9 protein-coding genes are annotated in these 8,443 nt (G+C 71.0%); 8 read left to right on the forward strand and 1 reads right to left on the reverse strand.

Annotation, left to right across the window (positions count from 1 at the left end; all coding sequences use genetic code 11):
• Nucleotides 1-38 precede the first annotated feature (38 nt).
• Entirely contained in the window at nucleotides 39-488 is a 450-nt protein-coding gene (locus tag ABCQ75_RS00005) for a CHRD domain-containing protein (protein ID WP_345882330.1), read from the reverse strand.
• A 203-nt stretch (nucleotides 489-691) separates the two neighbouring features.
• Here ABCQ75_RS00005 and ABCQ75_RS00010 point away from each other — a divergent pair, with 203 nt between their 5' ends.
• The 8 genes from ABCQ75_RS00010 (at nucleotide 692) to ABCQ75_RS00045 (ending at nucleotide 8,324) form a co-directional block, all read left to right on the forward strand.
• Nucleotides 692-1,630 (forward strand): ABC transporter ATP-binding protein, encoded by a 939-nt coding sequence (locus ABCQ75_RS00010; RefSeq protein ID WP_345882331.1) that lies wholly within the window; start codon nucleotides 692-694, stop codon nucleotides 1,628-1,630.
• A gap of 94 nt (nucleotides 1,631-1,724) precedes the next feature.
• Nucleotides 1,725-2,546, forward strand: coding sequence for an ABC transporter permease (locus ABCQ75_RS00015; RefSeq protein WP_345882332.1), 822 nt, complete (start codon nucleotides 1,725-1,727; stop codon nucleotides 2,544-2,546).
• Nucleotides 2,543-3,427, forward strand: coding sequence for an ABC transporter permease (locus tag ABCQ75_RS00020; RefSeq protein WP_345882333.1), 885 nt, complete (start codon nucleotides 2,543-2,545; stop codon nucleotides 3,425-3,427). Before ABCQ75_RS00015 ends, ABCQ75_RS00020 begins: the two co-directional genes overlap by 4 nt.
• 610 nt (nucleotides 3,428-4,037) lie before the next feature.
• Entirely contained in the window at nucleotides 4,038-4,583 is a 546-nt protein-coding gene (locus ABCQ75_RS00025) for a hypothetical protein (RefSeq protein WP_345882334.1), read from the forward strand.
• 9 nt (nucleotides 4,584-4,592) lie between these two features.
• Nucleotides 4,593-5,438, forward strand: a complete 846-nt coding sequence (locus ABCQ75_RS00030) for an exodeoxyribonuclease III (RefSeq protein ID WP_345882335.1) — start codon at nucleotides 4,593-4,595, stop codon at nucleotides 5,436-5,438.
• A gap of 20 nt (nucleotides 5,439-5,458) precedes the next feature.
• A complete protein-coding gene (gene trpS / locus ABCQ75_RS00035; protein ID WP_345882336.1) occupies nucleotides 5,459-6,508 on the forward strand; it encodes a tryptophan--tRNA ligase in 1,050 nt (349 codons plus the stop codon).
• A gap of 3 nt (nucleotides 6,509-6,511) precedes the next feature.
• Nucleotides 6,512-7,114, forward strand: a complete 603-nt coding sequence (locus tag ABCQ75_RS00040; RefSeq protein WP_345882337.1) for a 2'-5' RNA ligase family protein — start codon at nucleotides 6,512-6,514, stop codon at nucleotides 7,112-7,114.
• The gene (locus ABCQ75_RS00045; RefSeq protein WP_345882338.1) at nucleotides 7,062-8,324 is read left to right on the forward strand and encodes a YihY/virulence factor BrkB family protein; all 1,263 of its coding nucleotides are present in this window, start codon (nucleotides 7,062-7,064) and stop codon (nucleotides 8,322-8,324) included. The genes ABCQ75_RS00040 and ABCQ75_RS00045 overlap by 53 nt, the downstream gene beginning before the upstream one ends.
• The last annotated feature ends 119 nt before the right edge of the window (nucleotides 8,325-8,443 follow it).

Raw genomic sequence — 8,443 nt, forward strand, 5'->3', positions numbered from 1 at the left:
CCCTTCTGCGCTGTGCCTGCTTGGACCGGCTGCCTGGCCTACTTGAGCTGGCCGCGGATCTCCCCGCCCGGGAAGGTCGGCGTGTGCACGTTGACGTAGTAGTCGCGCGGGCTGGCCGCGATGGCGGCTAGTGTCGCCGCGTCAGGGGCCGTGCACGCGGACACGGTCCAGTCCGTTCCTGAGCCGACGGCCAGCGGCACGACGACACCGCCGGCCTGGTTGCGGTCGCCCAGATGGATGTGCGCTGCCGTCGCGCCGACGGAGAGGCCACGGGCCTCGAGCGTGTAGCAGAGCTCGCCGCCGCTGATCTCGTACGTGAAGAAGCCCGAGGCACCGGTGTCGGATCCGGTGACCTCCTGCTCCGTGTTCAGGGGGATGGCGGGCACTCCGCCCGCTCCGGCGAGGGCTGCCGGCGCGGAGACGCCCGCGAGCGTGAGGGCGACCGCGGTGGCGGCCACGGTCCGGGCGGTCTTTCGGGTCAGGCGCATGGCAGTTCTCCTCGTCGAGTAGCTGGGCGGCCCTCTCCACGCTACGCCCGCCGTGGGAGCCGGACAATGGCCGCCGCTGCCGGGCCGGGCTCCGGCGGACCGCGACGTTTGCGATTCTGAAACGGTCGTTGCGAATGTTGCCCTAGCGCACTACCGTGAGACGAGTGCCACACTCCACATCCGTGCAACTGGGGGGAGCCGCTGTGAATGGGGCAGCCCGCCGCACCGTCATCTCCGCCCGCCAGCTCACCAAGGCCTATGGCGACTTCATCGCCGTGGACGGCATCACCTTCGACGTCCCCGCAGGGGAGTCCTTCGGCCTCCTGGGCCCGAACGGGGCCGGCAAGTCCACCACCATGCGCATGATCGGCGGCGTCACCCAGCGTACGTCGGGCCGCCTCGAGATCATGGGCCTCGACCCCGAGCGCCAGGGCCCGGAGGTGCGCGCCCACCTCGGCGTCGTGCCGCAGCAGGACAACCTCGACGAGGAGCTGAGGGTCCGCGACAACCTCATCGTGTACGGCCGGTACTTCGGCCTCCCCATGTCCTACCTCAAGCGCCGTGCGGACGAGCTCCTCGCCTTCGCCCAGCTCGAGGACAAGGCCAACGCGAAGGTCGACTCGCTCTCCGGCGGCATGAAGCGGCGCCTCACCATCGCCCGCTCGCTCGTGAACGAGCCCAGGATCCTCCTCCTGGACGAGCCCACCACGGGCCTCGACCCGCAGGCCCGCCACGTCCTGTGGGACCGGCTGTTCCGGCTCAAGGAGCAGGGGGTCACCCTCGTCCTCACGACCCACTACATGGACGAGGCCGAGCAGCTCTGCGACCGCCTCATCGTCGTGGACAAGGGCCGCATCATGGCGGAGGGCTCGCCCGCGGCGCTCATCCGCGAGCACTCGAGCCGGGAGGTGCTCGAGGTGCGCTTCGGCACGGAGCGGAATGCCGCCGTCGTGGGCCAGCTCGCCGAGGTGGGCCAGCGGATCGAGGCCCTGCCGGACCGCATCCTCGTGTACACGGACGACGGCGAGCGCGCCCTCGAGCAGATCCGCGCCCGCGGGCTGGACCCGCTCACGTCGCTCGTGCGCCGTTCCTCGCTCGAGGATGTGTTCCTGCGCCTGACGGGGCGGTCCCTCGTTGACTGAGCAGCCGCCTGGGGCAGCGCTCCCGCCCCCCGCCGCCGGTGCGGAGGGAAGCGCGACGGCGACTGCCGCCGTCGTGCGCGCGCACCCACCGGAGGTGTCCGCCGCGAAGGCGCGCCGCTGGGGCGCGTTCTACTTCGCCGAGCACCAGCTGAGGGCGATGCGCGCATACCTGCTCACCATCGTCGTGACGAGCGTGGGCAATCCGTTCCTCTACCTGTTCTCGATGGGGGTGGGGCTCGCCTCGATCGTGGACCGGACTGCGGCCGGCGGCGGGGCCGGGGGGCAGGGTGCGGCGTTCGACGGCGTGGGGTACCTCGCGTACGCGGCTCCCGCGCTGCTCGTCTCGAGCGCCGTGATGACGTGCGCGATGGAGATGATGTTCCCCGTCATGGACGGGTTCAAGTGGCGCCGCGTGTACTACGGGCCCCACGTGACCCCTCTCGTCCCCGGACAGCTCGCAGTCGGGCACATCATGGCCGTGGGGGTCCGGCTCACCGTGCAGTGCCTCGTGTTCTTCCTCGTGATGCTCGCGTTCGGCGCGGCGCCGAGCCCGAGCGCGTGGCTGCTCGTGCCGCTCGGGGTGGGCGCGGCCATGGCCTTCGGCGCGCCGCTCATGGCCTACGCCGCACGTCTCGAGAAGGAGGCCTTCCAGTTCTCCATGATCCAGCGGTTCATCGTCATGCCGCTGTTCCTCTTCTCCGGCACGTTCTACCCGCTCGAGACCATGCCCGCGGCGCTGCAGTGGATCGGGTGGATCTCGCCGCTGTGGCACGGCAACCAGCTGGGCCGCGCAGTCTCCTACGGGCTGGCCGAGGAGCCCTGGCTCGTGGCGGCGCACGTGGGCTACCTCGCGCTCCTGGGCGCTGTCGGGATTGCGTGGGCCCGAAGGAACTACACGAGGCGGATGGCGGCATGAGCGCGGACAGGCAGGCGCCCGGTGCGCGGGGGACCGCCGGCGGGGGGACGGGCGGCGTGCTGACGGACGAGGACTACACCCTCGCCGCCGACACCCGCGCCCTCAGCGACCTCTACTCGCGGAACGCGCGGGCCGTCGTCGAGCGCGGATTCCGCGTGATCCGCAGCCAGAACTGGATCATCCTCGTCTCGGGGTTCTTCGAGCCGGTCTTCTACCTGCTCTCCATGGGGATCGGGCTCGGGGCGCTCGTCGGGGACGTCGAGGGGCCCGGGGGCGCGCCCATCTCGTACGCCGCCTACATCGCCCCCGCGCTCCTGGCCGTCTCGGCGATGAACGGCGCGATCTACGACTCGACGTGGAACGTCTTCTTCAAGATGCACTTCGGCAAGCTCTACCAGGGGATGCTGTACACCTCGCTCGGGCCGTTCGACATTGCGATCGGCGAGATCTTCATGGCCCTGTTCCGGGGTTTCCTCTACGCGCTCGGTTTCACCGGGGTCATGGGAATCATGGGCCTCATCACCACCCCGTGGGCGCTCCTGCTCGTGCCCGCCTCCGTCATGGTGGCGTTCGGCTTCGCGTCCTTCGGGATGGCCGTGACGAGCTACATGAAGACCTTCCAGCAGATGGACCTCATCACGTTCTTCATGCTGCCCATGTTCCTGTTCTCGGCCACGTTCTACCCGCTCTCGGTGTACCCCGAGCCGGTGCAGTGGCTCGTGCAGGCGTTCCCGCTGTGGCACGGCGTGGAGCTCATGCGGCAGATCAGCATCGGAGTCTTCACCCCCGCCACCGCTTTGCATGTGGGCTACTACCTCTTGATGATCGCGATCGGCGTCGCATTCACCACACGGCGGCTCCGTTCTCTCTTCCTCCGCTGAGGTGGGGGACTCGGCCGCCGAGATGGGGGGGCTGGGCCGCCGAGATGGGGGGCTGGGCCGCCGAGATGGGGGGCTGGGTCGCCGAGGTGGGGGGCTGGGTCGCCGAGGTGGGGGGGCTGGGCCGCCGAGGTGGCATCGGTAGTCCTCTTTCTGTCCGGAAGTCCGCCTTTGGCGGACTTCCCTGCCACAGGGGGACTTCCGGCCGCCGTTGTCGCGGAACGTGGACTTCGCGCGCGGAACCGACGTCGATATTCCCGGCATGAGCGGGGCTCGACGGCGCCGGGCTGGCAGGGGCGGGCGAGGCAGGCCCCCGGCGGTCCAGCGGTGACCCATGACGGCGGTCGCTTCCGCGCGCGGCCGCCGCGCCGCCGTCGTCGTGCCCCGAACGTGACCCAGAACGTGACCGACGTCCAGAAGAACCCGACTTCCTGCCGCCGTCCGGGGCCACTTTAGCCGCACAGGCGCTCCGAAGCTCTGCCGGCACCGGCTGCCAAGTCCGCCACTTCAGAGGTCCAGTCCCCCATTTCGGCGGTCCAGTCCCCCATTTCGACGGTGTGCGCCCGGGGTGAACGTGCAGAGGGGGCCCTCCGCCGTCTGGGAGAATGGGCGCATGCAGAGTCTTGGCCGTCCGAACCGATCCCAGCAGCCCGATCCGTCCCAGCAGCCGTCAGAGGGACTCCGCCGCCAGGGCGGATTCAGGGTCGGGGCGCTCGGCCTGTCGGTGCTCGTGCTCGCCTTCCTCGTCGCGGTGCTGTTCGCAGCCAACCAGAACGATGTGATCGGCTGGATCGTGGCGGTCGTCTCCTTCGGGTGGCTGCTCTTCGCGTTCTTCGTGTTCACCACGGTCCGCAGCGCGGGCCGTCGCGCGCAGGCCAGGTTCGAGGAGGCCGCCCGGCAGTTCGGCGGCAGGGCGCCGTCGATGGCGGGCACGGCCGGCGAGGCGAGGACGGTCGACGACGCGCGCGACCTCAAGCTCGACCACTCCTTCAAGATCATCCAGGTCCAGGAGCGCGTGGTCCGCGAGAACCTCGGCAAGGACGACGACCAGGTGGCGCGGGCCCTCGAGACCATCCAGATCACCGCCGCGAACGCCCGTGACATGCTCCGTCCTGACGGCCAGGCCCCCGTCGCGGGGACGGTCGTCGACGAGGGGTAGAGTGGCACAGTGACCCTCGACGCTGCCGCAACCGCCCCCGCGTACGCGCCCAAGGACGGCGCCCTGCGCATCGCCACCGTCAACGTCAACGGCCTGCGCGCCGCCTGGCGCAAGGGCATGCCCGAGTGGCTCGGCGCCCGTGACGTGGACATCCTGTGCATGCAGGAGGTCCGGGCGCCTGATCCCGTGGTGCACGAGTACTTCGAGGGCTGGCATGTGCTCCACGCCGAGGCGGACGCGAAGGGCCGCGCCGGCGTGGCCATCGCCTCGCGCGAGGCGCCGACCGAGACGCGCATCGGGATCGGCGACGACTACTTCGCCACCGCGGGACGCTGGGTCGAGGCGGACTTCGCGCTCGACGGCGGGCGGCAGCTCACGGTCGTGAGCGCCTACGTCCACTCCGGCGAGGTCGGCACCCCGAAGCAGGAGGACAAGTACCGGTTCCTCGAGGTCATGCTCAAGCGCCTCCCCGAGCTCGCCGAGTACAGCGACTACGCGCTCGTGGTGGGGGACCTCAACGTGGGCCACACCCCGCTGGACATCCGGAACTGGAAGGCGAACCAGAAGCGCGCCGGCTTCCTGCCCGAGGAGCGCGCGTACTTCGACCGCTTCTTCGGGGACGAGATCGGCTGGAAGGACGTCCACCGCGCCCTCGCCGGCGAGATCGACGGCCCGTACACGTGGTGGTCGCAGCGCGGCCGCGCCTTCGACAACGACGCCGGGTGGCGCATCGACTACCAGATGGCCACCCCCGGCCTCGCCGCCGCGGCGGGGAACGCCGTCGTCGACCGTGCCACCGCGTGGGATACGCGCTGGTCCGACCACGCCCCGCTCGTCATCGACTACAAGCTCTAGACCCGGAAGCCCACTGACACATGACCACTGCCATGGCCCCCGCCCCCCGCCAGCGGCTGCTCTCCGGCATGCAGCCCTCCGGAGACTCGCTGCACCTCGGGAACTACCTCGGCGCGCTCGTGAACTGGGTCGCGCAGCAGGACGAGTACGACTGCTTCTACTTCATCCCCGACCTGCACGCCATCACGGTGCCGCATGACCCGGCGGAGCTGCGCCACCGCACCCGGCTCACGGCCGCCCAGTACATCGCCGGCGGGATCGACGTCGAGAAGTCCACCCTCTTCGTCCAGTCCCACGTGCCCGAGCACGCCCAGCTCGCGTGGGTCCTCATGTGCCTCACGACGTTCGGCGAGGCCTCCCGCATGACGCAGTTCAAGGACAAGTCCGCCCGCCAGGGCAGCGACTCGGCGAGCACAGGCCTCTTCACCTATCCCATGCTCATGGCGGCGGACATCCTGCTGTACAAGCCGTACGGCGTGCCGGTGGGGGAGGACCAGCGCCAGCACCTCGAGCTCGCCCGGGACCTCGCGCACCGCTTCAACACGCGCTTCGGCGAGACCTTCCCGGTCCCGGCGCCGCTCATCCCGCGCACGTCGGCGAAGATCTACGACCTGCAGAACCCCATGGCGAAGATGTCCAAGTCCGCGGACTCGCCCAACGGCCTCATCAACCTGCTCGACGACCCGAAGGTCACGGCCAAGCGGATCAAGTCCGCCGTCACGGACACGGAGACGGTCATCCGCTACGACCGCGAGGCCAAGCCGGGCGTCTCCAACCTCCTGAGCATCTACTCGACGCTGACCGGACGGACCATCGAGGACATCGTGGCCTCCTACGAGGGCAGGATGTACGGCCATCTCAAGGTGGACCTCGCGGAGATCGTGGTCGAGGCCCTCGCACCGCTCAAGGCCCGCACGGAGGAGCTCCTCGCTGACCCCGCCGAGCTCGACCGGCTGCTCGCCCACGGTGCCGCGAAGGCGCGTGAGATCGCGGCGCCCACCCTCGCCGAGGTCTACGAGCGGGTCGGCTTCCTGCCCGCCCTCGCGCCCGCGGCCGCCTCCATCGCCTGATCCATGGGTGAGGTGGACGGCAGCAGAGCGCGCGCGGCCGACGGCGGTGCTGCCGCCGGCGGGGAGCGGCTCGCGGGGATCATCCTCGGCTTCCCGGAGCGGGTGGCCCGGGAGCTCAAGGCCTGGCGCGCCTCCTTCGGAGACCCTCTCGCGGAAGTCATCCCCGCCCACATCACCCTCGTGACGACCACGCTCACCCAGGACTGGGACGAGACGGTGCGGCACGTCCGCGAGGTCGCCGCCCGCGCCGTGCCCTTCCGGGTGGGGCTCGACGGCACAGGCTCCTTCCGGCCGGTCTCCCCGGTGGTGTACGTGCAGGTCAAAGAGGGCTTCGAGGAGTGCGTGCGGCTGCACGCAGAGCTCCAGCGGGGGCCCCTTGAGCGCGAGCTCCCGTTCCCGTACCACCCGCACGTGACCGTTGCGCACGATGTCCCCGAGGAACGGCTCGAGGAGGCCGAAGCAGCGCTGAGCTCCTACAGCGAGTCCTTCACGGTGGCTAGCATGGGCCTGTACGAGCACGACGCCGGCGGCTTCTGGAAGCTGAGGGAAGAGCTTGAGTTTGGCGCATCGACGGACAGGGCCAGCGGGAGCGGACGAGCCGGCTGAGGAACCCCTCCCCACGGAGCAGGCGAAGCTCCGGCTCGAGGTGCTGCGCCGGCGGCAGGACCTGGGCCGGGCCAGGCGCAGCGGCGAGGGGCCAGTCAAGACCGCGCTGGCGGCGCTGCAGTGGCTCGTGGCGGCGGTGAAGGCACTCCGCCCGGTGCGGGCGTTCCAGCACTATTCGCTCCAGCACGGTCCCCTCATGAGCGCGGGCATCGGCTTCACCATGTTCTTCTCCGTCTTCGGCCTCCTCACGGCGGGGTTCTCCCTCGCGGCGCTCCTCCTCACGGGCCAGCCCGCCCTCATGGACCGGGTGGTGGCGAGCGTGGCCGCGACAGCTCCGGGTCTGCTCTCGGTGGGCGGAGCCGAGGGCCTGGTCGACCCCGAGGAGCTCCTCAATCCCACGGGTCTCAGTGTCGCGGCCGTGGTGGCGCTCGCCGTGGCCGTGTTCTCCTCACTCCGGTGGATCACGAGCGTGCGCGAGGGCCTGCACGGGATCACCGGCCTTCCGCCTCTCACGGTCAACCCGCTCCTGCTCAAGCTGCGGGACATCGGCACGCTGCTGCTCCTGGGCGTGCTCATCGTCGTCACCTCCGCCGTGAGCGTCGGGTTCACCGGTGCACTGGACTTCCTGGCCGGCACCTTCGGACTGCACTCCGCGGTCGTCCGGCCCCTCGGCTGGGCCGTGGGCCTCTCGGTCCCGCTCGTGCTCAACACGCTCACCGCTGTCATCCTGTTCCGGCTCGCGGGCGGGCTCGAGCTGGGCAGGCGCGCGTTCTCCGAGGGCGTCGTGCTGGCGGGCCTCGGCACGTCGCTGCTGCAGGCCTTCAGCACCCAGCTGCTGGCGCGCTCGGGCGCCATCCCCCTCCTCGCGCCGTTCGCGATCCTCATCGGTCTGCTCATCTGGTTCAACCTGGTCAGCCAGGTCTACCTCGTGTCCGCGGCGTGGTCTGCGGTGCGGCAGGCAGACCTCACGGCCGCGGGGCATCGGGCGCCGGAGGCATTCGGCTCCTCCCGCGTCGGCCTGCATGCCTCCGCTGCGCTCACCCGCGCGCACAGCGGCAGGCGCCGCGCGCAGGCGGGTGCCGCGGCCACGGTGCCCGTCGCGGACGACGGCGAGGCGCAGCACCCAGCCGAGCGTCGCCGTCGTGCGCTCCATCCGCTCGCGTGGTTGCGGCACCTGGCCCGCCGCCGGCGCGGAACAGCGCTCCGGTGACCGTCCTGCCGGGTGACCGGTGCTGCCGACCGGTCCTGCTGACGGGGGGACGCGGGGGGGGGGGGGGGGGCGGGGGGGGGGCCCCCGGGCCGGCCGGGCCGCCCCCGGGGGGGGGGGCC

Source organism: Sinomonas halotolerans (assembly GCF_039615075.1).
Taxonomy (GTDB): domain Bacteria; phylum Actinomycetota; class Actinomycetes; order Actinomycetales; family Micrococcaceae; genus Sinomonas; species Sinomonas halotolerans.

Excerpts from the sequence above, each read along its gene's own strand:
- ABCQ75_RS00005 (WP_345882330.1), bottom strand. The coding sequence starts at position 488 with ATGCGCCTGACCCGAAAGACCGCCCGGACCGTGGCCGCCACCGCGGTC.
- ABCQ75_RS00020 (WP_345882333.1), top strand. The coding sequence starts at position 2,543 with ATGAGCGCGGACAGGCAGGCGCCCGGTGCGCGGGGGACCGCCGGCGGG.
- ABCQ75_RS00025 (WP_345882334.1), top strand. The coding sequence starts at position 4,038 with ATGCAGAGTCTTGGCCGTCCGAACCGATCCCAGCAGCCCGATCCGTCC.
- trpS (WP_345882336.1), top strand. The coding sequence starts at position 5,459 with ATGACCACTGCCATGGCCCCCGCCCCCCGCCAGCGGCTGCTCTCCGGC.
- ABCQ75_RS00040 (WP_345882337.1), top strand. The coding sequence starts at position 6,512 with ATGGGTGAGGTGGACGGCAGCAGAGCGCGCGCGGCCGACGGCGGTGCT.